This is a genomic window from Streptomyces sp. NPDC037126 (assembly GCF_055605965.1).
The window spans coordinates 762,544-785,204 of record NZ_JBVJTD010000001.1 but is presented as its reverse complement, the minus strand read 5'-3'; the positions used below and the strand labels follow the sequence as shown (position 1 = coordinate 785,204).

26 protein-coding genes are annotated in these 22,661 nt (G+C 74.4%); 9 read left to right on the top strand and 17 right to left on the bottom strand.

All coding sequences use genetic code 11. The features are described from left to right. Window positions 1-81: 81 nt before the first annotated feature. Entirely contained in the window at window positions 82-813 is a 732-nt protein-coding gene (locus ACZ7FF_RS03600) for a VIT1/CCC1 transporter family protein (RefSeq protein WP_470809122.1), read from the bottom strand. Between the two features lie 271 nt (window positions 814-1,084). Between ACZ7FF_RS03600 and ACZ7FF_RS03595 the strand changes: the two genes are divergently transcribed. The 7 genes from ACZ7FF_RS03595 to ACZ7FF_RS03565 are packed head-to-tail and all read left to right on the top strand — an operon-like array spanning window position 1,085 to window position 8,829. After that, a complete protein-coding gene (locus ACZ7FF_RS03595) occupies window positions 1,085-2,254 on the top strand; it encodes an ADP-ribosylglycohydrolase family protein (protein WP_470809121.1) in 1,170 nt (389 codons plus the stop codon). After that, window positions 2,251-3,369: an ADP-ribosylglycohydrolase family protein gene (locus ACZ7FF_RS03590; protein WP_470809120.1), complete on the top strand. Its 1,119-nt coding sequence runs from the start codon at window positions 2,251-2,253 to the stop codon at window positions 3,367-3,369. Before ACZ7FF_RS03595 ends, ACZ7FF_RS03590 begins: the two co-directional genes overlap by 4 nt. A gap of 7 nt (window positions 3,370-3,376) precedes the next feature. Then, complete coding sequence (locus ACZ7FF_RS03585; RefSeq protein ID WP_470809118.1) at window positions 3,377-4,579, top strand: ADP-ribosylglycohydrolase family protein; 1,203 nt, start codon at window positions 3,377-3,379, stop codon at window positions 4,577-4,579. Further along, window positions 4,567-5,928, top strand: a complete 1,362-nt coding sequence (locus ACZ7FF_RS03580; protein ID WP_470809117.1) for an ADP-ribosylglycohydrolase family protein — start codon at window positions 4,567-4,569, stop codon at window positions 5,926-5,928. Before ACZ7FF_RS03585 ends, ACZ7FF_RS03580 begins: the two co-directional genes overlap by 13 nt. Continuing rightward, entirely contained in the window at window positions 5,925-6,818 is an 894-nt protein-coding gene (gene rbsK / locus ACZ7FF_RS03575; RefSeq protein WP_470809116.1) for a ribokinase, read from the top strand. Before ACZ7FF_RS03580 ends, rbsK begins: the two co-directional genes overlap by 4 nt. Further along, window positions 6,815-8,020: a CaiB/BaiF CoA transferase family protein gene (locus tag ACZ7FF_RS03570; protein ID WP_470809115.1), complete on the top strand. Its 1,206-nt coding sequence runs from the start codon at window positions 6,815-6,817 to the stop codon at window positions 8,018-8,020. Before rbsK ends, ACZ7FF_RS03570 begins: the two co-directional genes overlap by 4 nt. Next, window positions 8,017-8,829 (top strand): HpcH/HpaI aldolase/citrate lyase family protein, encoded by an 813-nt coding sequence (locus ACZ7FF_RS03565; protein WP_470809114.1) that lies wholly within the window; start codon window positions 8,017-8,019, stop codon window positions 8,827-8,829. Before ACZ7FF_RS03570 ends, ACZ7FF_RS03565 begins: the two co-directional genes overlap by 4 nt. Before the next feature lie 74 nt (window positions 8,830-8,903). Here ACZ7FF_RS03565 and lgt read toward each other — a convergent pair whose 3' ends face one another. The 11 genes from lgt to hisI all read right to left on the bottom strand — a co-directional run bounded on the left by lgt (window position 8,904) and on the right by hisI (window position 17,838). Then, on the bottom strand, window positions 8,904-9,875 hold the full coding sequence (gene lgt, locus ACZ7FF_RS03560) for a prolipoprotein diacylglyceryl transferase (RefSeq protein WP_470809113.1): 972 nt from the start codon (window positions 9,873-9,875) through the stop codon (window positions 8,904-8,906). Between the two features lie 82 nt (window positions 9,876-9,957). Next, window positions 9,958-10,734: a DsbA family protein gene (locus tag ACZ7FF_RS03555; RefSeq protein ID WP_470809112.1), complete on the bottom strand. Its 777-nt coding sequence runs from the start codon at window positions 10,732-10,734 to the stop codon at window positions 9,958-9,960. Window positions 10,735-10,831: 97 nt separating this feature from the next. Further along, window positions 10,832-11,650, bottom strand: a complete 819-nt coding sequence (trpA, locus tag ACZ7FF_RS03550; protein WP_470809110.1) for a tryptophan synthase subunit alpha — start codon at window positions 11,648-11,650, stop codon at window positions 10,832-10,834. Next, entirely contained in the window at window positions 11,647-12,930 is a 1,284-nt protein-coding gene (gene trpB / locus ACZ7FF_RS03545) for a tryptophan synthase subunit beta (RefSeq protein WP_470809109.1), read from the bottom strand. Before trpB ends, trpA begins: the two co-directional genes overlap by 4 nt. A 96-nt stretch (window positions 12,931-13,026) precedes the next feature. Beyond that, window positions 13,027-13,218 (bottom strand): tryptophan biosynthesis modulator TrpM, encoded by a 192-nt coding sequence (gene trpM, locus ACZ7FF_RS03540; RefSeq protein ID WP_470809107.1) that lies wholly within the window; start codon window positions 13,216-13,218, stop codon window positions 13,027-13,029. Between the two features lie 21 nt (window positions 13,219-13,239). Continuing rightward, window positions 13,240-14,049 (bottom strand): indole-3-glycerol phosphate synthase TrpC, encoded by an 810-nt coding sequence (gene trpC, locus ACZ7FF_RS03535; protein WP_470809106.1) that lies wholly within the window; start codon window positions 14,047-14,049, stop codon window positions 13,240-13,242. Window positions 14,050-14,184: 135 nt separating this feature from the next. Continuing rightward, window positions 14,185-14,685, bottom strand: coding sequence for a DUF2752 domain-containing protein (locus tag ACZ7FF_RS03530; protein WP_470809105.1), 501 nt, complete (start codon window positions 14,683-14,685; stop codon window positions 14,185-14,187). Between the two features lie 126 nt (window positions 14,686-14,811). Beyond that, entirely contained in the window at window positions 14,812-15,075 is a 264-nt protein-coding gene (locus ACZ7FF_RS03525) for an HGxxPAAW family protein (protein ID WP_470809103.1), read from the bottom strand. A 169-nt stretch (window positions 15,076-15,244) separates the two neighbouring features. Continuing rightward, window positions 15,245-15,883 (bottom strand): TIGR02234 family membrane protein, encoded by a 639-nt coding sequence (locus tag ACZ7FF_RS03520; protein WP_470809102.1) that lies wholly within the window; start codon window positions 15,881-15,883, stop codon window positions 15,245-15,247. Window positions 15,884-15,937: 54 nt separating this feature from the next. Continuing rightward, entirely contained in the window at window positions 15,938-17,416 is a 1,479-nt protein-coding gene (locus tag ACZ7FF_RS03515; protein WP_470809100.1) for an anthranilate synthase component I, read from the bottom strand. Between the two features lie 11 nt (window positions 17,417-17,427). After that, on the bottom strand, window positions 17,428-17,838 hold the full coding sequence (gene hisI / locus ACZ7FF_RS03510; RefSeq protein WP_470809099.1) for a phosphoribosyl-AMP cyclohydrolase: 411 nt from the start codon (window positions 17,836-17,838) through the stop codon (window positions 17,428-17,430). A gap of 83 nt (window positions 17,839-17,921) precedes the next feature. Here hisI and ACZ7FF_RS03505 point away from each other — a divergent pair, with 83 nt between their 5' ends. After that, window positions 17,922-18,557, top strand: a complete 636-nt coding sequence (locus tag ACZ7FF_RS03505) for a TIGR03085 family metal-binding protein (protein ID WP_470809098.1) — start codon at window positions 17,922-17,924, stop codon at window positions 18,555-18,557. Between the two features lie 15 nt (window positions 18,558-18,572). Continuing rightward, entirely contained in the window at window positions 18,573-18,971 is a 399-nt protein-coding gene (locus ACZ7FF_RS03500) for a VOC family protein (protein ID WP_470809096.1), read from the top strand. Between the two features lie 4 nt (window positions 18,972-18,975). On the opposite strand, the gene ACZ7FF_RS03495 is transcribed toward ACZ7FF_RS03500, so the two are convergent. From ACZ7FF_RS03495 to priA, 5 genes are read right to left on the bottom strand one after another with little or no spacing between them, the layout of a single operon-like run. Beyond that, window positions 18,976-20,229 (bottom strand): MFS transporter, encoded by a 1,254-nt coding sequence (locus ACZ7FF_RS03495; protein ID WP_470809094.1) that lies wholly within the window; start codon window positions 20,227-20,229, stop codon window positions 18,976-18,978. A gap of 15 nt (window positions 20,230-20,244) precedes the next feature. Beyond that, on the bottom strand, window positions 20,245-20,775 hold the full coding sequence (locus ACZ7FF_RS03490) for a transcriptional regulator (RefSeq protein WP_470809580.1): 531 nt from the start codon (window positions 20,773-20,775) through the stop codon (window positions 20,245-20,247). Between the two features lie 3 nt (window positions 20,776-20,778). Then, window positions 20,779-21,534: an imidazole glycerol phosphate synthase subunit HisF gene (gene hisF / locus ACZ7FF_RS03485; protein WP_470809093.1), complete on the bottom strand. Its 756-nt coding sequence runs from the start codon at window positions 21,532-21,534 to the stop codon at window positions 20,779-20,781. Between the two features lie 6 nt (window positions 21,535-21,540). Further along, on the bottom strand, window positions 21,541-21,936 hold the full coding sequence (locus tag ACZ7FF_RS03480; protein ID WP_470809092.1) for a RidA family protein: 396 nt from the start codon (window positions 21,934-21,936) through the stop codon (window positions 21,541-21,543). Next, on the bottom strand, window positions 21,933-22,658 hold the full coding sequence (gene priA, locus ACZ7FF_RS03475; RefSeq protein ID WP_470809090.1) for a bifunctional 1-(5-phosphoribosyl)-5-((5-phosphoribosylamino)methylideneamino)imidazole-4-carboxamide isomerase/phosphoribosylanthranilate isomerase PriA: 726 nt from the start codon (window positions 22,656-22,658) through the stop codon (window positions 21,933-21,935). The genes ACZ7FF_RS03480 and priA overlap by 4 nt, the downstream gene beginning before the upstream one ends. Window positions 22,659-22,661 lie beyond the last annotated feature (3 nt).

Below are 22,661 nucleotides of genomic sequence, written 5' to 3'. Positions count from 1 at the left end.
CGGCTCATGCCCGGTGGTCACGCATTCGAAACCAGCGAGTAACGGCTGCTTATGCGGCCCAGCGCATAAGTACCAGCGGGACTATCCTACGGCCGTCCCGAACAGGGTGCCGAGGGCGTACGTCACACCGGCCGCCGCGCCGCCGAGCGCGAGCTGCCGCAGGCCGCTGTACCACCAGGACCGCGCGGTCACCTTGGCGACGACGGCACCGCAGCCGAAGAGCCCGGCGAGGGCGAGCAGCACGGCGGGCCACAGCGCGGTGGCGCCGAGCAGGTAGGGCAGCAGGGGCAGCAGGGCGCCGAGGGCGAACGATCCGAAGGAGGAGACGGCCGCGACCAGCGGGGAGGGCAGGTCGCCGGGGTCGATGCCCAGCTCCTCGCGGGCATGGATCTCCAGGGCCTGCTCGGGGTCCTTGGACAGCTGCCGGGCGACCTCGCGGGCCAGCTCGGGCTCCACGCCCCGGGCCACGTACAGCGCGGCGAGCTCGTCCTCCTCGTCCTGGGGGTGCCTGCGCAGCTCACGGCGCTCGACGTCGAGCTCGGCCTCGACCAGTTCACGCTGGGAGGCGACGGAGGTGTACTCGCCGGCCGCCATGGAGAAGGCGCCGGCGGCGAGGCCCGCGAGTCCGGTGATGACGATGGTCTGGTGACTGACGGAACCGCCGGCCACGCCGGTCATCAGCGCGAGGTTGGAGACCAGGCCGTCCATCGCGCCGAAGACGGCGGGGCGCAGCCAGCCGCCGTTCACGTCGCGGTGCGTGTGGTTGTCGCGGTGCGCCTCGTGCAGCGCGGCCTCGATTTCGATGATGGCCATGAGGCCCCCCGGGATAGCTTAGCCAAAGCTAACTTTGGACGAGTTCTACTTTTGGATAGCCCTGAACCTACGCCGATAACCTCCCCGTCGCCAGCAAGGGAAGGCTGGGCTAACCTGCGGCTTTACTCTCTTTGCTCATTGGTGATCATGACTGCTCATATGTCGAGCGGGTGACGCTGAGCCGGGGACAGCTCGGTCGCACCCCTGCCGTGGGACACATCCGCAAAGGGTCCCCGGCGGTGTTCCGGGGCCCCTCCGAAGGAGGCCGCCCATGGCATCGATCGCCCGCACTCCCCCGGTTCCGGCGCCCGGGGACGCCACCGGCCTCCGCGAGCGCGCCCGGGGCGCGCTGCTCGGCCTGGCCGTCGGGGACGCCCTCGGCGCCCCCGCCGAGAACCTCAGGCCCTCCGAGATCCGGGCCCGCTGGGGCCGCGTCACGGGGTACGTGAGCGACCGCCCGCAGGGCACGGACGACACCGAGTACGCGCTCTTCTCGGGCCTGCTGCTGGCCCGGCACGGCTCGGCGCTGACCCCGGCGCACGTGGAGGCGGCCTGGCACGAGTGGATCGCGGACCGCGCGGACAGCCCCTTCCGGGGCGCGGGCTTCAGCGAGCGCGGCACCCTGGAGAACCTGCGCCGCGGCCTGGCCGCCCCCATCTCGGCCCAGCACCGCCACGCCTGGAGCGACGGGCTGGCGATGCGCGCGGCGCCCTTCGGCGTCTTCGCCGCCGGACGCCCGGCGGAGGCGGCCCGGCTGGTGGCGATCGACGGCTCCGTCAGCCACGAGGGCGAGGGCATCTACGGCGGCCAGGCGGTCGCGGCGGGAGTGGCCGCGGCGATGGCGGGAGCGCCGGCCCCCGTGGTGATCGCCTCCGCCCTCGCGGTGATCCCGGAGGACTCCTGGACGGCCCGCTCCCTGCGCCGCGCGGTGGCCGTGGCCCACCGCGGGGAACGCGCGGTCCGCTCCGCCGTCGTCATCGGCGGCTACCCCTGGACCGACCTGGCGCCGGAGGCGGTGGCCCTGGCGTTCGGCGCGTACGCGGCGGCCGACGGCGACTTCCGGGAGGCGGTCCTGACGGCCGTCAACATGGGCCGCGACGCCGACACGACGGCCGCGGTGGCCGGCGCGCTGGCCGGGGCGACCGGGGGGTTCTCCGCCGTCCCGACCGCCTGGGCCGCGGCCATCGGCCCCGCCCGGGGACGCTGCCTGCCCGCCATGGCCGGCCACCACGTCCTGGACCTGGCCGAGCTCCTCGTCCCCGAGGAGGGCGGCAAGTGGGGGGCGGACGTGGTCCTGCCGGTGTTCCTGTCGCAGGAGCTGCGCAATCCCGCCCCGGCCGCCGCCGAGGCGTCCCCGCCCCGCCCCCCGGCGGAGCCGGGCGGGGGACGGGCACAGGACCGTGGGTCCCTGGTCGGGGCGGACAGCGAGGGCCGGTCATGACCGCGCGCCGCGTCGAAGGCCTGCTGCTGGGCCTCGCCGCGGGCGACGCCGCCGGCTGGCCCGCCGCCCGGCACCGCGCCGCCCGTATGCCCGAGTGGACCCGCCGTCTCACCCGCGAGCTGGACACCTTCGCGGAGCAGAACGCCACCACCACGCTCCCCGTGCCGATCGCCCTCAACCAGCCCCCCGGCCCCCTCCGCCTCGGCCCCTCCGACGACGCCGAGTGGGCCGCCTTCGCCGCCGAGGCGGTGCTGCGGGCCGGTGCCGACGACGTCCTCGGCGACCTCAGCCGGGACCGCCGCATGCGCGCCGCGATCGACCTGACCTGGACCGCCGTGGCCTCCGAGGTCGCCGCCGCGGCGGACCGCGCGCCCGAGATCGAATCGGCCGTGCTCCCGCTGCGCGCCCGCATCTCGGTCCGTGCGGGCCTCGGCAACCTCGCGACCGGCCTGCGCCCGCCCGCCACCGGGCACGACAACCCGCACTACTTCGACGACGCCGCCTGCGTCCGCGCCTGCGTCCTGGCCGTCGCCCACCCCGGCGATCCCGGGCGCGCGGCCTCCCTCGCCGAGTTCGACGCCCGCTACACCCAGGACGGCGACGGCGTGCACGGCGCGCGGGCCATGGGGGCGGCCCTGGCGCTCGCCCTCGCCGGCGCGGACACCGACACCTGTGTCACGGCCGCCCTCGCCGAGCTCCCGGCCGACACGGAGATCGGCCGCAACACCCGGCACGCGCTCGCGCTCGCCGGGGACGGCGAGTCCGCCTTCGCCCTCGTCCCGCTCCTCGAACACCAGATCGTCGATCACGTCTACAGCTACGGCATCGCCGCCGCCGAGACCGTCCCGGTCGCCCTCGCGCTCGCCACCGCCGCCCGCGGCCGCATCGCCGAGGCCGTGCCCGCCGCCGCCTGCCTGTCCCGGGTCGCCGACTCCGCCCCCGCACTCGCGGGCGCCCTCACCGGCGCCCTCGGCGGCGGCGCGGCCGTTCCGCGGGCCTGGCGGGACGCCTGCCGCACCCTGCCCGGTTGCGCCCTGCCCCGCCTCACCGGCACCGACCTGGTGGAACTCGCCGGACTCCTGGAAGCCGCACAACCGGCCCGCCCGGGAGGATGATTCGGGCATGACGCCCAAGGAGTCCAAAGGACTCGTAGACGAAGAAAGCGGTGGACCCCCTCCGCCCGGTCTCGGCGAGCGGATCACCGGGGCCCTGGTCGGGGCCGCCGTGGGCGACGCCCTCGGCGGCCCGGTCGAGGGCTACTCCCCCGAGCAGATCGCCGAGCGCCACGGCGGCCGCGTGCACGGCATCGTCGGCCCCTGGCACGGCGACGCCTGGCGCACCGCCCGCCCCCTCGCCCCGTACCACAAGGGCGACGGACACGTCACCGACGACACCCTGCTGACCCATGCGCTGGTCCGGGTCTACGCCCACGTCCGCGACCACCTCGACGCGTACGCGATCGCCGACCACCTGGTCCCGGACCTGATGACCAACCCCCGCTGGATCCCGGAGCTGGAGGCGGAGGCGCTGCCGCTGCACCGGATCTTCCTGGCCGAGAAGTGGCTGGTCGCCCGGCTCGCCTACGGCCATGCGGACCCCCGGGAGGCAGGCGTCGGCAACATCGTCAACTGCGGGGCCGCGATGTACATGGCCCCCGTCGGCCTGGTCAACGCCGCCGACCCGGCCGCCGCGTACGCCGAGGCGCTGGACGTCGCCGGTGCGCACCAGTCGTCGTACGGCCGGGAGGCGGCCGGTGTCTTCGCCGCGGCCGTCGCCGCCGCCGCCGCACCGGGCGCGACCCCGGACTCGGTGGTGACCGCCTGCCTGGCGCTGGCGAAGGACGGCACCCGCGCGGCGATCGAGAGCGTCTGCGATGTGGCACGCGGCCACCGCGACTTCGAGTCGGCCCTGGGCCCGCTGCGCGCGGCCGTCGCCCCGTACGACACGGTCGGCCCGGACTACCGCGCCCCCTCCCTGGCCGCCCGGCGCCCCTCCCGCCTGCACTCCATCGAGGAACTCCCCGTCGCCCTCGGCATGCTGGTGGTCGCGGGCGGGGACTTCCGGCACGCGGTCCTCGGCTCGGTCAACTACGGCCGCGACTGCGACTCGATCGCCACCATGGCCGGTGCCCTCGCGGGCGCCCTCGGCTCGCCCGTCCCCGAGGAGTGGTCGAAGACGGTCGCGGAGGCGAGCCGCCTCGACCTGTGGCAGCCGGCCACCACGCTCACCGGGGTCACCCGCGAGATCTTCGCCCGCGACGTGCACCGCCACCGGGCCCACGAGCGGGCCTTCGCCGCCCTCGGGGGCGAGCCGTGCTCCGACTGACCTGGGTCCAGCCGGAGGACCTCCTCGGCCACGAACTGCGCCAGGCCCGGCTCGACGGCCGCGAGCCGTCCCGGATCGAGGCGAGATGGCGGGCGGCGGGCGGGCCGGACGCCCCGGACCGGGCGGGCGCGTCCCCGCACCGCGCCTCCCGGTACCTGCGCCTGCTGGCGGAGGACCTGCTGGACGAACTGGCCGACCTGCCCGGCAGCTGGGCGGAGGACGAGCCGACGGACCTGCCCGGCATCAGGGCCGCCTGCCCCGACTGGCCCTCCGCACGGCCGGCCGGGGAGACCACCCCCCTCGCGCTGGAGGCGTCCTGGCTGGGCCGGGCCATCGGATGCCTGCTGGGCAAGCCCGTGGAGAAGCTCCCCCTGGACGGCGTCCGCGCCCTCGCCCATGCGGCCGGCAACTGGCCCCTCGCCGGCTACTTCACGGCCCGGGGAGTCCCGGAGGACCTGCTCGCCGCGCACCCGTGGAACCGCCGCTCGGCCGCCACCTCCCTCGCCGAGAACATCGACGGCATGCCCGAGGACGACGACCTGAACTACCCGCTCCTCAACCTGCTCCTCCGGAAGCGGCACGGAAGGGCCTTCACCACCGTGGACGTGGCACGGCTCTGGCTGGACGAACTCCCGCCCGGCCGCACGTTCACCGCGGAGCGCATCGCCTACCGCAACCTCCTCAGCGGCATCGAACCCCCGCACACGGCCCGCCACCGCAACCCGTTCCGGGAGTGGATCGGCGCGCTGATCCGCGCCGACGTGCACGGCTGGACCAACCCGGGCGATCCGGCCGCGGCCGCCGAACAGGCGCACCGGGACGCGGTCCTCACCCACACGGCCAACGGCGTCTACGCGGCGATGTTCACCGCCGCCGTGATCGCCACCGCGGCCACCGGCGACCACGACGTGCACGACTGCCTGCGCACGGGCCGTACGGTGATCCCGCCCCGCTCCCGCCTCGCGCGGGCGGTCGGCCACGCCCTGCGGCTGGCCGGGGCGCACACCGACTTCGACGACGTCGTGGACGCGCTGCACGCCCGCTACGCCCCCACCCACCACTGGGTGCACGCCGTCCCCAACACCGCCCTGCTCGCCGCGGCCCTCAGCCACGCGGACGGCGACTTCACCGGTGCCGTGCGCCGTGCGGTGTCGGGCGGCCTCGACACGGACTCGGCCGGCGCGACCGCGGGCAGCGTCGCGGGGCTCCTCGCGGGCTCCCCCGCCGCCCTCCCCGAGCACTGGCGCGCCCCCCTGAAGAACCGGCTCGCCACCACCGTCGCCGACTTCGACGGCACCGGCTTCGACACCCTGGCCCACCTCACCCACCTGGAGGCGACCCGACCATGACCCACATCGCCGTCCTCGGCAGCACGAACATGGACCTCGTCACCTACGTCACGAAGGCCCCGCAGCGCGGCGAGACCGTGACGGGACGGGAGTTCCGCACGATCCCCGGCGGCAAGGGCGCCAACCAGGCGATCGCCGCCGCCCGGGCCGGCGCCACCGTCTCGATGATCGGCGCGGTCGGCAACGACGCCTTCGGCCTGCGGATGCGGGACACCCTCGAACACTCCGGCGTGGACACCGACTCCCTGCGCACGGTCGAGGGCCCGTCCGGCACCGCGCACATCGTGGTCGACGACGAGGGCGGCAACTCCATCGTCGTCATCCCCGGCGCGAACGGCACCGTCGACCACCTCTCGCCCGGCGACGAGGGGGTGATCGCCTCCGCCGACGCCCTGCTGCTGCAGCTGGAGATCCCCCTGGCCGCGGTCGTCGCGGGGGCCGAGGCCGCCCGCCGGCACCGGGTGCGCACGGCGCTCACCCCGTCCCCCGTCCAGCCGCTGCCGAGGGAACTCCTGGCCGCCACCGACCTGCTGGTGGCCAACGAGTACGAGGCGGTCACCCTCACCGGCCGCACCGACCCGCGCGAGGCCGCCGCCGCCCTGCTGGACGTGGTGCCGGAGGTCGTGGTCACCCTCGGCGCGACCGGCTGCCTGTACCTGGTCCGCGGCACCGAGCCGCTGGTGGTGCCCGCGCCGCACGTCGAGGCCGTGGACTCCACGGGCGCGGGCGACACCTTCGTCGGCGCGCTCGCGGTGGCCCTCGCCGAGGAGAAACCGGTGCGGGAGGCGCTGTCCTGGGCGGCCGCCGCGGCGGCGATCTCGGTCCAGCGGGAAGGGGCGTCGGCGTCGATGCCGTACCGCCCGGAGATCGACGCCCTGTTCACCGCATGAGTACGACGGCACCGCCGCTCCCCGCGCTGGGCGGCCTGCGGGTGCTGGACCTGGCGACCCTCTTCGCCGGTCCGATGGCCGCCACCCTGCTCGGCGACTTCGGCGCCGAGGTGATCAAGGTCGAGCATCCCGGACGGCCGGACCCGTCCCGGGGCCACGGCCCGGCCAAGGACGGGATCGGCCTGTGGTGGAAGGTGCTCGGCCGCAACAAGCGCACGATCACCCTCGACCTGTCCAGGCCCGGCGGCCGGGCCACCCTGCTGCGCCTCGCCGCCACCGCCGACGTGCTGGTCGAGAACTTCCGCCCCGGCACCCTGGAGAAGTGGGGCCTGGGCTGGGCGGAGCTGACCGCGGTCAACCCGCGGCTGGTCCTCACCCGGGTCACCGCGTTCGGCCAGTTCGGCCCGTACTCGCACCGCCCCGGCTTCGGCACCCTCGCCGAGGCGATGAGCGGCTTCGCCGCGATCACCGGGGAGCCGGACGCGCCCCCGACACTGCCGCCCTTCGGACTCGCCGACTCGATCGCGGGCCTGGCGACCGCGTACGCCGTGCTGACGGCGCTGGCCGCGCGGGAGCGCACCGGCGAGGGCCAGGTCGTCGACATGGCGATCATCGAGCCCATCCTGTCCGTACTCGGCCCGCACCCCACCTGGTACGACCAACTCGGCCATGTGCAGGAGCGCACCGGGAACCGGTCCGCGAACAACGCCCCGCGCAACACCTACCGCACCGCCGACGGCACCTGGGTGGCCGTCTCCACGTCCGCGCAGTCGGTCGCGGAGCGGGTGATGCGCCTGGTGGGCCGACCGGAGCTGACCGAGGAGCCGTGGTTCGCCACGGGCGCGGAGCGGGCCGCGCACGCCGACGTGCTGGACGAGGCGGTCGGCTCCTGGATCGCCGTCCGCACCCGCACCGAGGTCCTCGCGGCCTTCGAGAAGGCGGAGGCCGCCGTGGCACCCGTCCAGGACGTCCGGGGCGTCCTCGCGGACCCCCAGTACCAGGCCCTGGACACGGTCACCACGGTCGACGACCCCGAGCTGGGTCCTCTGCGCCTGCAGAACGTGCTGTTCCGGCTGTCGGCCACGCCCGGCACGATCCGCTGGGCCGGTCGCCCGCACGGCGCCGACACGGACGCCGTGCTCACCGAGCTGGGCCTCGCCCCGGCCGAGATCGCCGGCCTGCGCGCGGAGGGCGCCCTGTGACCCGGACCCCGCTGACCTGGCTCTACGTCCCCGGTGACCGCCCGCACGTGGTCGCCAAGGCGCTCGCCGCGGGCGCCGACGTCGTGGTGGTCGACCTGGAAGACGCGGTGGCCCCCGACCGCAAGGAGTACGCCCGCGCGGCCGCGGCGGACCTCCTCACGGAGCGGCAGCCGGTGCCCGTGCACGTCCGCGTCAATGCCCTGGACGGCCCCTGGGCGGCCGGCGACCTCGCCGCCCTGGCCGGCCTGCCGGGCCTCTGCGGCCTGCGGCTGCCGAAGGTGACCGGCCCGCACGAGGTACGGCAGGTCGCCACGGCCACCCCCGTCCCCCTGCACGCCCTGCTGGAGTCGGCCCTCGGCATCGAGCACGCCTACGCCATCGCCACCGCCCACCCCTCCCTGCGGGGCATCTCGCTCGGCGAGGCCGACCTGCGGGCCGATCTGGGGGTACGGGCCGACTCGGGGCTGGACTGGCCACGCTCGCGGGTGATCGTCGCCGCCCGGGCCGCGGGCCTCGCCCCGCCGCCGCAGACCGTCCACCCGGACATCCGTGACCTGGACGGCCTCGCCGCCTCCTGCGCCCGCGGCCGCGCCCTCGGCTTCCTCGGCCGCGCCGCGATCCACCCACGGCAGCTCCCGGTCATCGAGCGGGCCTTCCTGCCCACGCCGGCCGAGCTGGAGCACGCCGAGACCGTCATCAAGGCGGCGGCCGCGGACGAGGGTGCCCTGGCCCTGCCCGACGGCCGCTTCGTCGACGCGGCCGTGGTGGCGACGGCCCGGCGCACGCTCTCCCTGGCCCGCCGGCGCTGAACCGCGCCCGCCGCGGAAAACGCCGAGGGCGCCCGGAGAACCCCCGGGCGCCCTCGGCGTCGTACGGCCGGCCGTCAGGTCTTCTTGGTCGCCGACCCGGCGGCCTCGTCCTCCGTCGCCTCCGCGGCGTCCCGCTCGTCACCGCCCTCGGCCTTCTGCGCGTCCTCGGCCTCGTGCTCCGTGCCGGTCGCCCCGGCAGCAGATTCGGCGCCGTCGCCCGGCGCGCCGGGCGCGAGCGGTTCGACGACCTCCTCGCGGCCGGGCCGCAGCTTCGCCGACACCACCATGTAGGTGACCGCCAGCAGGAAGACCAGCAGCGCGGTCCAGTCGTTCAGGCGCAGGCCCAGGATGTGGTGGGCGTCGTCCACGCGCATGTACTCGATCCAGCCGCGGCCCACGCAGTAGGCGGCGACGTACAGGGCGAACGCCCGGCCGTGCCCCAGCCGGAAGCGGCGGTCGGCCCAGATGACGAGGAAGCCGACGCCGATGCACCACAGGGACTCGTAGAGGAAGGTCGGGTGGTAGTAGCCCGGCACCCGGCCGCCCTCGGAGGAGGTGATGTGCAGCGCCCACGGAACATGGGTCTCACGGCCGTACAGCTCCTGGTTGAACCAGTTGCCCCAGCGGCCGATGGCCTGCGCGAACGCGATGCCGGGGGCGACGGCGTCGGCGTACGCGGGCATCGGGACGCCCCGGCGGCGGGCGCCGATCCAGGCGCCGAGGGCGCCGAGCGCGATCGCGCCCCAGATGCCCAGGCCGCCCTGCCACACCTTGAAGGCGTCGACCCAGTCACGGCCCGGACTGAAGTACAGCTCGTAGTCCGTGATCACGTGGTAGAGCCGGCCGCCGACCAGGCCGAACGGCACGGCCCAGACCGCGATGTCGGCGACCGTGCCGGACTGCCCGCCGCGGGCGATCCAGCGCTTGTTGCCGAGCCAGACGGCAACGAAGACGCCGATGATGATGCAGAAGGCGTAGCCGCGCAGCGGGATGGGGCCGAGATACAGCACCCCGCGCGACGGGCTGGGAATGTAGGCAAGTTCCATGGCAGGTCCGACGCTACCGTGCCGGGCCGGGGGGACAGCAAGCAGCCCGGCTACGGGTCCATAACAGGAGCGCGGGATTCGCTCACCCGCCGTTCGCCTGCTCGACCATCTGCTTGAGCTTGGCCGGGGTCATCGTCTGCTCCTGGTAGATGTTCTTGCCGCCCAGCAGGACGGTGGGCGTGCCCGTGAAGCCGCCGGCCTGGAAGGCCTTGTGGGACTTGTTCACCCAGGCGTCGTGGGTGCCGCCGTCCACGCACTTGCGGAAGGCGGGCGTGTCGAGGCCGTTGACCTTTCCGGCCAGCGCGATCAACTTGGCGTTGTCGCCGAAGGCGTCCTCGGTCTCCTTGGGCTGGTTCTCGTACAGCACGTCGTGGAAGTCGCGGAACTTCCCGGCGTCCTGGGCGCAGGCCGCCGCGTTGGCGGCGCGCAGGGAGCCGGTGCCGCCGAGGTTGCCGTCGATCAGCCGGACCAGGTGGTACTCGATCCTCAGCTTGCCGGCGTCGACCAGTTCGTGGAGCGTCGGCCGGTACACCGTCTCGAAGGCCTGGCAGGCCGGGCAGCGGAAGTCCTCCCAGACCGTGAGCGTGGATCTGGCGCCGTCCTTGCCGACCGGGATCGCGAGGCTGTCCTTGCCGAGCGCGCCGGAGGGCGCCACGACCGGGCCGCCGCTCGCGCTGCTCTTGCTCTTGCCGGAGTTCGCGGCGATCACGCCGATCACGGCTGCGAGGCCGAGGACGCAGACGACGGTCGCGCCGACGATCAGCGTACGCCGCCGCTTCTCCGAGGCCTTCTGCTTCTTGCGCTCGTCCGCCAGCCGCTCCCGGGCGGTGCGCTTTCCGTCACGGTTCTTCTCGCTCACACCCCCAGAACGAACCGGGGAGGCGCAGCGCGCCTCCCCGGCCCGAGGTCCACCCGTTCGAGTGACCGAATCATGCGATACGGGACATCCCGCACGGTCATGCCTGGCCGCGCACGCCCTTCGCCACCTCTCCGGCCAGCTCACGGACCGCCTCGACGCCGGCGGCGCCGTCCGGGGCGTCCAGCATCCGCTTGACGAACGCCGAGCCGACGATCACGCCGTCGGCGAAGCCGGCGACCTCGGCGGCCTGGGCCGCGTCGGAGACGCCGAGGCCGACGCAGACGGGCAGCCCGCTGCCGGTCGCGCGGGTGCGTTCCACCAGGTTCTGGGCCTGCGTGCCGACGGATTCACGGGTGCCGGTGACACCCATCAGGGAGGCCGCGTAGACGAAGCCGCTGCCCGCCGCGGTGATCCGGGCGAGCCGCTCGTCCCTGCTGCTCGGCGCCACCACGAAGACCGTCGCGAGGCCGTGCTTGTCGGCGTGCTCCCGCCACAGCGCCGACTCCTGCACCGGCAGGTCGGGCAGGATGCAGCCCGCGCCGCCCGCGTCGGCCAGCTCGGCGGTGAAGCGCTCGACGCCGTAGCGGTCGATGGGGTTCCAGTACGTCATGACGAGCACGGGCTTGCCGGTGGCCGCGTGGGCCTCCCGGACCGTGCGCATCACGTCCGCGATCCGCACGCCGCCGCGCAGGGCGATGTCGTCGGCGGTCTGGATGACCGGGCCGTCGAGGACGGGGTCGCTGTGCGGCAGGCCCACCTCGACGACGTCCGCGCCGCCGTCGAAGACGGCCTTGATCGCCTCGATGCCGCCGTCCACGGTCGGGAAGCCGGCCGGCAGGTAGGCGATGAGCGCGGCGCGCCCCTCCGCCCTGGCGGCGGCGAGGGTGTCCGACAGCAGCTGGATGTTCCCGCTCACTTGGCGTCCCCCTCGATCTCGGCGGTGTCGGCTTGGTCGGCGGCCACCTCGGCGTCGGTGTCGTACAGGCCGAAGTAGCGGGCGGCGGTGTCCATGTCCTTGTCGCCGCGGCCGGAGAGGTTGACGACGATCAGGCCCTCCCCGCCCAGCTCCCTGCCGACCTCCAGGGCGCCGGCGAGGGCGTGGGCGCTCTCGATGGCCGGGATGATGCCCTCGGTGCGCGACAGCAGGCGCAGGGCCTGCATGGCGGCGTCGTCGGTGACCGCGCGGTACTCGCCGCGGCCGGAGTCCTTGAGGTAGGAGTGCTCGGGCCCGATGCCCGGGTAGTCGAGACCGGCCGAGATGGAGTACGGCTCGGTGATCTGGCCCTCCTCGTCCTGCAGGACGTAGGACCGGGAGCCGTGCAGGATGCCGGGCTCGCCCGCGGTCAGGGTCGCCGCGTGCTCGCCGGTCTCGATGCCGTGCCCCGCGGGCTCGCAGCCGATGAGGCGGACGCCCTCGTCGGGGATGAAGGCGTGGAAGAGGCCGATGGCGTTGGAGCCGCCGCCCACGCAGGCGATCGCGGCGTCGGGGAGGCGGCCGGCGCGCTCCAGCAGCTGGCGCCGGGCCTCGACACCGATGACGCGGTGGAAGTCGCGGACCATGGCCGGGAAGGGGTGGGGACCGGCGACGGTGCCGAAGAGGTAGTGGGTGCGGTCGACGTTGGCGACCCAGTCCCGGAACGCCTCGTTGATGGCGTCCTTGAGGGTGCGGCTGCCGGACTTCACGGCGACGACCTCGGCGCCGAGCATGCGCATCCGGGCCACGTTCAGGGCCTGCCGCCTGGTGTCGACCTCGCCCATGTAGATGGTGCAGTCGAGGCCGAACAGGGCGCAGGCGGTGGCCGTGGCGACGCCGTGCTGCCCAGCGCCGGTCTCAGCGATCACCCGGGTCTTGCCCATGCGGCGGGTGAGCAGGGCCTGGCCGAGCACGTTGTTGATCTTGTGGGAGCCGGTGTGGTTGAGGTCCTCCCGCTTGAGGAAGACCCGGGCGCCGCCGGCGTGCTCGGCGAACCTCGGCACCTCGGTCAGCGCGCTGGGCCGGCCGGTGTAGTTGACGAGCAGGTCGTCGAGCTCGCGGGCGAACTCGGGATCGGCCTTCGCCTTGTCGTACTCGACGGCGACCTCGTCCACGGCGGCGACGAGCGCCTCCGGGATGAACTTGCCGCCGAACGCGCCGAAGTAGCCCTCGGCGCTGGGCACCTGGCCGCTCGGGTCAGGGATGAAGAACTCGCTGGGCATGCGGAAACCTCACGGTGAGTGCGTGTGGAAGAACACTGTTCGCCGTGGGGGCGGAGCTTGCCGGACGGCCTCGGGCCGCCGGTCGCGTCCACGCGGTCAGGACTGCTCCGCGCCCCTCGCGGGGCGCTGCCATCGCATGCCGTTCACCTGTCCCGGCTCGTCGCCGATGACGTACCGCACCCGACGGCCGTGGACACGCCTCGCAGGGGCTCGGCAGCCCCTGGGCCGGCAGCCGCGCGCCAGGCGGGCGTACCGGTCCGTGCTCGTCACGGGGATCGTCGGGGTCATCGGCGCAACCCTACCGGGGGATCAGCCGCGGCCGTGCCGCAGCGCGGGGTGCTCGCCGGCCGCCACCAGGTCGGAGACGGCGGCCTTGGGGTCGCGCCCGGTGACCAGGGACTCACCGACCAGCACCGCGTCGGCGCCGGCGTTGGCGTAGGCGATCAGGTCGTGCGGCCCGCGCACGCCGGACTCGGCGACCCTGACGACGCTGTCCGGGATCTCCGGGGCGACCCGCTCGAACGTGCCGCGGTCGACCTCCAGCGTCCGCAGGTTGCGCGCGTTGACGCCGATGACCCGGGCGCCCGCGTCCACGGCCCGCTCGACCTCGTCCTCGTCGTGCACCTCGACGAGCGGGGTGAGACCGATGGAGACGGCACGCTCGATCAGCGACTCCAGGGCCGGCTGGTCCAGGGCTGCCACGATCAGCAGCGCGAGGTCGGCGCCGTAGGCCCGGGCCTCCCACAGCTGGTACGACGTGACGATGAAGTCCTTGCGCAGCACCGGGATGTCCACGCGGGCGCGGACCGCCTCCAGGTCGGCCAGCGAGCCGCCGAAGCGGCGCTGCTCGGTGAGGACCGAGATGACGGCCGCGCCGCCCGCCTCGTAGTCCGCGGCGAGCCCGGCCGGGTCGGCGATCGCGGCCAGCGCGCCCTTGGAGGGGCTGGAGCGCTTGACCTCACAGATGACCTTGACGCCGTCGCCCTTGAGCGCGGCCACCCCGTCCTTGGCGGGACGGGCCTTGGCCGCACGCTCCTTGAGCTCGTCGAGGCTGACGCGCGCCTGCCGCTCCGCGAGGTCGGCACGGACTCCGTCGATGATCTCGTCGAGCACACTCACGCGAGCGGCCCCCTTCCAGACGGTGGTTCCTTCAGGTTGTGAAAACCCGTGGTCACTTGATGGTATCCGGCGCGGGGCCGAGGCCTCGCATCCGGTGGACACCGGTCCCAGTACCTGGACATACGTCTCTCCTGCTCAGGGGTGCAGCCAGCCGCCGAACGGCAGGTTGCGGAGCACCGTGAACACCAGCAGCAGCGCGCCGAGGCCCCACAGCTGCGCCGGCCCGAGTTCGAGCCGGACCGGCCGGCCGCGTACCGCACGGACCGCCCAGAGGGTCCACAGCACGGCGAAGCCGACGTAGGCGGCGACGGCCGGCGCGTTGTCGTGCAGGGCCGTCAGGATGTCGCCGTGGACGAAGGCGTGCGCGCTGCGCAGCCCGCCGCAGCCGGGGCAGTACAGGCCGGTGAAGCGGTAGAGGGGGCAGACCGGGTAGTGGCCCGGTTCGTTCGGATCGACGGCGCCGACGTACGCGAAGGCCCCGGCGACGGCCGTGAGCACCCCGGCCGGTACGGCGAGCCGCCGCCACGCGGGGGCGGGCGGGGCGCCCCGCCAGGGCCGGTACGGGGCCCCGGACGGGTCCGGGCGGTGGTCCGGGGACTGCTCCGGACGCAGGGCCGTGCGATGGTCGGCGTTCACCCGGTCATTGTCTCCGAGGGCCCGCCGCCACGCGCGCGAACCGCACCGCGCCCGGGAACGGCGCGAGGGGCGGCCCGGCACCCTCTCACGGATGCGGGCCGCCCCTCGCGCAGGCGGGGCGTGCGCTCAGCTCTCGGCGCCGGCGGGCTCGCGGGTCGCGGCCGGCGCGGCGGGTGCGAGGTGGTGGGTCTGCTTCGGCTGGCCGAGGCCCATGGCGCGCATGACGCCACCCACGACGGCGCCGAGGATCGTCAGCGCGATGCCGGCCCAGAAGCCGACGGGCTGGGCCATCACCATGAAGGCGCCCGCGACGCAGAAACCGATGAAGGCGATGATGACACCGGTCCAGGCTGCCGGGGTGTGACCGTGACCGTGGCTGCTGCCCGCCATGACTTGCTCCTCGTTGCTGTGTACGTGTCGTAGTAGGCGTCGTACATGTCGTACGGTTCCGAGCCCGCCCGTCACTGTCCGAGCCGGACGCTCGTCGTCCATTGTCCCGTACGCCCACGCCCGCCGGACGCGGGGGTGGCGTCTGGTTCGCCACACCCGTGACGGGGTGTCAGGCCCCTGTCGGGTCCTCGCCGCGGTCCAGGGCCTTCCAGATCTCCTCGGGCCGCTCCGGGTCGGCCGGCCGGGCCGTGCGGCGCGGGCGCTCGGCGCCGCGCTCGTAGCGGCCGGACATGGCGGGCCACAGGCTCCCGAAGCGCAGGGCGAGCAGCCCGGCCAGCAGGATCAGCACACCGCCGGCGACCGCCACGTAGGGCCAGCCGGTGTGGCTGAGCGCCTCGACCGTGGCGGAGCTGTCCCCGCTGGCCTGGGCGGCCTTCTCGTCCAGCGCGGAGCCGTCGGAGGCGGACACCAGGGAGGCGGCGACGATGCCGGCGCCGGAGAGGGTGAGCAGCGCGGCGACGACGACCCGGCCCGCCCTGCGCACGGCGAAGACGGCGACGAGCGCGGCGAGGCCCACTATGGCGAGGGCCGCGGGGACGCCGGTGACGTCGCTGCCCTTGGCGGTCAGCGGGAACGCGCCGCCGGCCACCGTCGCGCTGCCCTCCGCCCAGCGCTGACGGGTCGCTAGCAGCGCCACGGCCGCGCCGAGCGCACCGCAGAGGAGGGCCACGGCGAGGCTCCGTCGGCCGGAGCGGGCGGGTGCGGGGGCTTCGGAACGGGGGTGAGGAACGGCAGTCACGTAGTCCACTATCGCCTGAACCCCGGGCGAACCGTCACCCGGGGTTCACGTGAGGAGAGCGCCCTACCGGCCGAGCCTGTTGGCCGTGTGCACCGCGCGCAGGACCGCGGCCGCCTTGTTGCGGCACTCCTGGTCCTCGGCCACCGGGTCGGAGTCGGCGACGATGCCCGCGCCGGCCTGCACGTACGCCGTGCCGTCCCGCAGCAGGGCCGTCCGGATGGCGATCGCGGTGTCGGAGTCGCCCGCGAAGTCCAGGTAGCCGACGCAGCCGCCGTACAGACCGCGCCGGGACGGCTCCAGTTCGTCGATGATCTGCATCGCGCGCGGCTTGGGGGCGCCGGAGAGGGTGCCCGCCGGGAAGCACGCGGTGAGCACGTCGAAGGCGGTGCGGCCCCCGGCGACCCGGCCGGTGACGGTCGACACGATGTGCATCACGTGCGAGTAGCGCTCGACCGACATGAAGTCGACCACCTCGACCGAGCCGGGCTCGCAGACCCGGCCGAGGTCGTTGCGCCCGAGGTCGACGAGCATCAGGTGCTCGGCACGCTCCTTGGGGTCGGCGAGCAGCTCCTCGGCGAGGGCCTGGTCCTCCTGGGGAGTGGCGCCGCGGTGCCGGGTACCGGCGATGGGGTGGACCATGGCCCGCCCGTCCTCGACCTTCACCAGGGCTTCCGGGGAGGAGCCGACGACGTCGAAGCCGTCGAGGCGGAACAGGTACATGTACGGCGAGGGGTTGGTCGCCCTGAGGACCCGGTAGACGTCCAGGGCGCTCGCCGTGCACGGCGTCTCGAAGCGCTGGGAGGGGACGACCTGGAAGGCCTCGCCCGCACGGATGCGCTCCTTGACGTCCTCGACGGCCCGCTGGAAGTCGGGGCCGCCCCACAGCGCGGTGTACTCGGGCAGCTCCGAGGGCGGCAGCACGGCCGGCGGCTGGGCCACCGCGCGCGTGAGGTCGGCCTCCATGGCGTCGAGCCGGGCCACCGCGTCGGCGTAGGCCTCGTCGACCCCCGTGTCGAGGTCGTTGTGGTTGATCGCGTTGGCGATCAGCAGGACCGAGCCCTCCCAGTGGTCCATCACGGCGAGGTCGCTGGTCAGGAGCATGGTCAGCTCGGGCAGCCGCAGGTCGTCGCGCTCGCCGGGGCCGATCTTCTCCAGGCGGCGGACGATGTCGTAGCCGAGGTAGCCGACCATGCCGCCGGTGAAGGGCGGCATGCCCTCCTGGTGCGGGGTGTGCAGGGCCTGGAGGGTGGCGCGCAGGGCCTTGAGGGGGTCGCCGTCGACCGGGACGCCGACGGGCGGGGTGCCGAGCCAGTGGGCCTGCCCGTCGCGCGCGGTGAGCGTGGCGGCGCTGCGGACTCCGACGAAGGAGTACCGGGACCAGGAGCGGCCGTTCTCCGCGGACTCCAGCAGGAAGGTCCCGGGGCGTTCGCCGGCCAGCTTGCGGTACAGCGCGACCGGGGTGTCGCCGTCGGCGAGGAGCTTGCGCGTGACCGGGATGACGCGCCGGTCGGTGGCGAGCTTGCGGAAGGTCTCTAGGTCCATGGCGGCTGACCTTACTGATCGGCGGCCGGGGCCGTGGGACCGGCGGGTCCGGCGTCCTTCAGGAGCACGTCCTCGTCGAAACAGGTGCGCGCGCCGGTGTGGCAGGCGGCGCCCACCTGGTCGACCCTGACCAGCACCGTGTCGGCGTCGCAGTCCAGCGCGACCGACTTCACCCACTGGAAGTGGCCGGAGGTGTCGCCCTTGACCCAGTACTCCCGGCGGCTGCGCGACCAGTAGGTGCAGCGGCCGGTGGTGAGGGTCCGGTGCAGGGCCTCGTCGTCCATCCAGCCGAGCATCAGCACCTCGCCGGTGTCGTACTGCTGGGCGATGGCGGGTACGAGGCCGTCGGCGCTGCGCCTGAGGCGCGCCGCGATCTCCGGGTCGAGGCTGCTGGGCCGGGGGGTGCCGGTGGAACTGGTCATGGCTGCCATTGTGCCGCGCGGGCGCGGCGGTGCCGGTGCCGTGTCCACTGCGCGGACGCGCTACCGAGTCGTAGGCTGACCCCATGTCGACCTTCGCCAAGCGTGAACGGCTCCTGCTCGCCGACCTCTTGGAAACCGTGGGCCCGGACGCCCCGACCCTCTGCGAGGGCTGGCTGACCCGGGACCTGGCCGCGCACGTGGTGGTGCGCGAGCGGCGCCCGGACGCGGCCGGCGGTGCCCTGATCAAGCCGCTCGCCCCGCGTCTCGACCGGGTGATGGCGGAGTTCGCCGGGAAGCCGTACGAGGAGCTGATCCAGCTCATCCGCACGGGTCCGCCCCGGTTCTCGCCGTTCCAGCTCAAGCAGGTCGACGAGGCGGCGAACACCGTCGAGTTCTACGTCCACACCGAGGACGTCCGCCGCGCCCAGCCGGACTGGAGCACGCGCGAGCTGGACCCGGTGTTCCAGGACGCCCTGTGGTCCCGGCTGGAGCGCACCGCGCGGCTGGTGGCCCGGGGTGTGCCGACCGGTCTGGTGCTGCGCCGCCCGGACGGCCAGACGGCGGTGGCGCACCGGGGCACTCCGGTGGTGACGGCGACCGGCGAGCCGTCGGAGCTGCTGATGTTCGTGTTCGGCCGGCAGGACGCGGCCAAGGTGGGGCTGGACGGCGAGACGGAGGCGATCGCCACGCTCCACGAGTCCAAGCAGCTGGGCATCTGAGAGAGGCCGGCGCCCATGATCAGGATCGCGATGACGGGCGTGTACGTGGACGACGTGGCGCGGGCGCACGCCTTCTACACGGACGTCCTCGGTTTCGAGACCCGTCTGCACCTGGACCTCGGCGACGACACGCTGTTCGTGACCGTCGGGGCGGCCCAGGGCGGCCAGCCGGACCTCCAGCTGCTGCTGGAGCCCGGCCAGGGCCCCGTCGCGGAGCCGTACCGCCGGGCCCTGTACGAGGGGGGCGTCCCGTGCATCGTCTTCTCCGTGGACGACCTGGGGGCGGAGTACGAGCGGCTGAGCGCCCGGGGTGTGCGGTTCACGCACCGGCCCCGGGCGCAGGGGCCGGTGCTGGCGGCGGTGTTCGACGACACCTGCGGCAACCTGGTGCAGCTGGTCCAGCCGCGGGGGTGAGGGCTCAGCCGGGGAGTTCGGCCCGGCGCAGGCCCGGTACGGCGAGGGCGACGACCCCGCCGAGCCCGCAGACGGCGGCGCTGACGACGTAGACCGGGCGCAGTCCCCAGGTCCCGATCGCGGCGGCGGCGAGGGGCATGCTCAGCGGAGTGAGGCCGAGGCTGATCAGGCTGGAGACGGCGGTGACCCGGCCGAGGTACCCGGGGTCGGCGTGGGTCTGGAGCAGCGCGCCGCACATCACCCCGCTCAGCCCGGTGAGCAGGCCGACGAGCAGGGCCGTGCCGACGGCCGTCAGGAGGGTGGGGGCGTAGGCGAGGGCGCCGACGGCCACCGAGCCGGTGAGGATCGCGCAGCCGGCGACGAGCCCGGCACGGGGCAGCCGGCCCCGGACGGCCAGCAGCAGCGAGGCGGCGCCCGCGCCGACGCCGAAGCCGGCGAGCACCCCGCCCATGCCGGTGGCGCCCCAGCCGCGCCGGTCGGCCAGCAGGGTCAGTCCGACGTTCAGCGGGCCGACGAATCCCAGGTCGCCGAGGGCGATGGCCAGCATCAGCGGGGCGAGGACGCGGTGGCCGCGGATGTGGCGCAGCCCGGCCTTCAGTTCGGCCCAGGCCGTGCCGCGCGGCGCGGCGTCCGGCGGGCCGGCGGCCGGGTCCGCCGGGAGGTCCCGCAGCCGCAGCGACATCAGGAGTGGCACGGACACGGCGATGAGCAGTCCGGCGAGCGCGAACGCGGCGGGGGCGCCGCCCACCGCCACCCCGAGCCCGCCGAGCGGGGCGCCGACCACGGAGGCCACCCGGATGGCGAGGCTGCGCATCCCCTGGACCCGGCCGAGCTGGTCCTTCCCGGTGAGCCGGGCGGGCAGGGCGCCCACGGCGGGCACGAAGACGGCGTCGACCGCGCCGAAGACCAGCGCGAGCAGGGCGAGCGGCCACAGTCCGGGGCTGGTGAGGAAGAGCAGGGCGGCCACGGCGAGGACGGCGGCGCAGCGCACCGCGTCGCTGCCGATGACGACCCGGCGCGGCCCGAACCGGTCGGCGACGACTCCCCCGCCCAGCATCAGCACGGCCCGGGGCAGGGCGCTCAGCGACATCACGATCCCGACCTCGGCCGGGGTCGCGGTGCGGACGACGGCCCAGGACAGGGCGATGTAGTAGACGTTGTCGCCCAGCATCGAGGACGTGTAGGCGGCGAGCCAGCGGCGGACGCCGGAGTCGCGGTGGGCGGGGGTGGTGGCCGGCGGGGTCAGCGTGGCGGTCACGGGAGGCGGGTCCTCTCAGGTCCGGAACGGGAACGCGTACGTGTGCACCGCGACGTGCTCGCGGCCCTCGGTGTCACCGGCGGCGACGGCGGCCCGGCCCTGTTCGTCGAAGCGCCGGACGAGGGCGAGCAACTCCCGGTTCAGCTGGGCCAGTTCGGACGCCGTCAGCCGCAGCCCCGCCTCGGAGGACTCCGCCGCGGCGTTCCACTCCTCGCCCCAGTGGGTCCGCTCGTCGAGGAAGCGCCGGTACATGTCGGCCCGCTGCTCGAAGAACAGCCGGCTGGCCGCGGTGTGCGCGGCGGCCTTCTCCGGGGCGTCCCGGAAGTCCTCGTCGCGGATGCTCACGCCGTCGGACGCGGGCCGCCACCAGCGTTCCCGGCCGTCCGCGGACTGCGGCTCGGCCTCCTCGACGAGCCCGTGCTCGGCCAGTTTGCGCAGGTGGTAGCTGACGTACGTCCAGTACGAGGGCCTGGGGCCGGCACGCCGAGAGCACGCACCTGACGCCGCGCGGCCGCCCTTCGGGCGACGACGCGGATGGTCGGACAGGCCCTAGCGGACGGGGTGGCCCGCCTCCCGCAGGGTGTCCTTCACCTGGCCGATCCTGAGGTCGCCGAAGTGGAAGACGGAGGCGGCGAGGACCGCGTCGGCGCCGGCGGCGACGGCCGGCGGGAAGTCGGCGAGCCTGCCCGCGCCGCCGGAGGCGATGACGGGCACGGTGACGTGCTTGCGGACGGCGGCGATCATCTCCAGGTCGTAGCCGTCCTTGGTGCCGTCCGCGTCCATGGAGTTCAGCAGGATCTCCCCGGCGCCCAGCTCGGCCGCCCGGTGGGCCCACTCGACGGCGTCGATGCCGGTGCCCCGGCGGCCGCCGTGCGTGGTCACCTCGAAGGAACCCGACCCGGTGCGGCGGGCGTCCACCGACAGGACCAGCACCTGCCGGCCGAAGCGCTCGGCGATCTCGCGGATCAGCTCGGGGCGGGCGATCGCGGCGGTGTTCACACCGACCTTGTCGGCGCCCGCCCGCAGCAGCTTGTCCACGTCCTCGGCCGTGCGGACACCGCCGCCGACGGTCAGCGGGATGAACACCTGCTCGGCGGTGCGGCGCACCACGTCGTACGTCGTCTCCCGGTCGCCCGAGGACGCGGTGATGTCCAGGAACGTCAGCTCGTCGGCGCCCTCGGCGTCGTACACCTTCGCCATCTCGACGGGGTCGCCCGCGTCGCGCAGGTTCTGGAAGTTGACGCCCTTGACGACCCGGCCGCCGTCCACGTCCAGGCAGGGGATGACTCGGACCGCCAGGGTCATGACTGCTCAGGCTCCTCTGAATGCTTCAAGCTCGACTTCGACAAGGATGCGCGGATCGACGAAGCCCTCGACCACGAGCAGGGTCGTGCACGGGCGCACGGAGTCGAACAGCTCCTTGTGGGCCCGCCCCACCTCGTCGACGTCGCGCACATGGCTCAGGTACATACGGGTGCGGATCACGGACTCGACGCCGAGCCCGAACTCCGTCAGCGCCTCCAGGGCGTTGCCGAAGGCGACCTTGGTCTGCTCGTACGGATCGCCCTCGCCGTACAGCACCGTCCCCTTGAAGGACGTGGTACCGCCCACGGAGACCCGGTCCCCGGCCGCGACGGCACGCGCGAAACCGAAACTCTCTTCCCAGGGACTTCCGCTCTGCACGCGCCGGGCGCCTTCGGACGTCATGACGACACAGCCTCCAAGGCCTCTTCCAGGGTGAACGCCTTCGCGTACAGGGCCTTCCCGACGATGGAGCCCTCGACACCGAGGGGTACCAGTTCGGCGATCGCGCGGAGGTCGTCCAGGGACGACACGCCGCCGGAGGCCACGACCGGGCGGTCGGTGGCCGCGCAGACGTTCCTCAGCAGTTCCAGGTTCGGGCCCTGCAGGGTGCCGTCCTTGGCGATGTCGGTGACGACGTAGCGGGCGCAGCCCTCCGCGTCGAGGCGCGCCAGCGTCTCGTAGAGGTCGCCGCCGTCGCGGGTCCAGCCGCGGCCGCGCAGGGTGGTGCCGCGCACGTCCAGACCGACGGCGATCTTGTCACCGTGCTCGGCGATGACCCCGGCGACCCACTCGGGGGTCTCCAGGGCGGCGGTGCCGAGGTTCACCCGGGTGCAGCCGGTGGCGAGGGCCGCGGCGAGGGTGTCGTCGTCGCGGATGCCGCCGGACAGCTCCACCTTGATGTCCATCGCCTTCGCGACCTCGGCGATCAGGTCCCGGTTGTCCCCCGTGCCGAAGGCGGCGTCCAGGTCGACCAGGTGCAGCCACTCGGCACCGGACCGCTGCCAGGCGAGGGCGGCCTCCAGCGGGGAGCCGTAGGAGGTCTCGGTCCCGGACTCGCCGTGCACGAGGCGGACGGCCTGGCCGTCGCGGACGTCGACGGCGGGGAGGAGTTCGAGCTTGGCCATGTC